Source organism: Komagataeibacter xylinus (assembly GCF_004302915.1).
Lineage (GTDB): Bacteria > Pseudomonadota > Alphaproteobacteria > Acetobacterales > Acetobacteraceae > Komagataeibacter > Komagataeibacter xylinus_C.
On sequence record NZ_QQBI01000097.1, the window covers coordinates 1 to 1,242 of the forward strand.

At 56.7% G+C, this 1,242-nt stretch carries 1 protein-coding gene; it reads left to right on the plus strand.

Translation table 11 applies throughout. The features are described from left to right. Positions 1-63: 63 nt before the first annotated feature. A protein-coding gene (locus tag DV027_RS17300; protein ID WP_110507497.1) for an IS3 family transposase occupies positions 64-1,193 on the plus strand; the annotation gives its coding sequence in 2 pieces (ribosomal slippage) (positions 64-316 and positions 316-1,193; 1,131 coding nt in all). Positions 1,194-1,242: the final 49 nt, after the last annotated feature.

Genomic DNA, 1,242 nt, shown 5'->3' on the forward strand with positions numbered 1-1,242 from the left:
TGACGTGCCCCCCGAAAATGTGCCCATTTTAAAGTAGAGTCCGATCGAGAAGGATACGGACGAATGAAACGCAGTCGTTTTACGGAAGAGCAGATCATAGGGGTGCTGAAAGAACAGGAGGCTGGGCTCAAGGTCTCTGATCTTTGCCGCAAACACGGGATCAGTGATGCGACGTTTTACAAATGGAAGACCCGCTATGGTGGCCTTGAGGTATCTGAGGCCAAACGGCTGAAGGCATTGGAAGATGAAAACAGTCGTCTGAAGCGTCTCCTGGCGGATGCGATGCTGGATAATGCGGCGTTGAAGGAAATTGTTGGAAAAAAGTGGTGACGCCTGTCGCAAAGCGGCAGGCGGTCCTACACCTTCAAAAGGCTCTGGCACTGAGTGAGCGTCGCGCCTGTGCCCTTGTTGGTCTTGCCAGGCGTGTTGCGCGGTATATTTCCACCCGGGCAGATGATGCCGCCCTGCGCCAGCGCCTGCGGGATCTGGCGAGCCAGAGACGCCGCTTTGGCTATCGCCGCCTGGGTTATCTTCTGGCGCGGGAAGGGTTTAGCCCCAATCACAAGAAGCTGTTCCGCCTTTACAAGGAGGAAGGGCTGAAAGTCCGCCATCGGGGTGGCCGCAAGAGGGCGCTGGGGACGCGTTCTCCCATGACCATCCCTCAGGAACCCGGGCAGCGCTGGAGCCTGGATTTTGTCTCGGATGCCCTGATCTGTGGCCGCCGGTTCCGCATTCTAGCTGTTATCGACGATTTCAGTCGCAAGAACCTGGCATTGGTTGCCGACACGTCATTATCAGGTGGACGGGTGGCGCGGGAACTGACGGCTCTGGTAGAACGATATGGCAAACCCCTCATGATTGTCAGCGACAACGGTACGGAGTTCACATCCCATGCCATCCTGAAATGGGCAGATGAGATGAAGGTTGAATGGCACTATATCGCCCCCGGGAAACCGCAGCAGAACGGCTTTGTCGAAAGTTTCAACGGCCGGCTGAGGGATGAATGCCTCAACGAAACGCTGTTCACCTCCCTCAGCCATGCCCGACAGGTTCTGGCTGACTGGCGGGAAGACTACAACACGGTGCGTCCCCATTCCCAATTGGATGGCAGGACACCGGATCAGGTCGCCAGACAAGTGTCTCGGGGGGCATGCCCCCGAGACACTTGTCATCCCACCAACCCCAAGCCATAAAAAACGGGAACTCTCCTTTTGAGTGGATACAAAAAGGGGGGCACGTCAC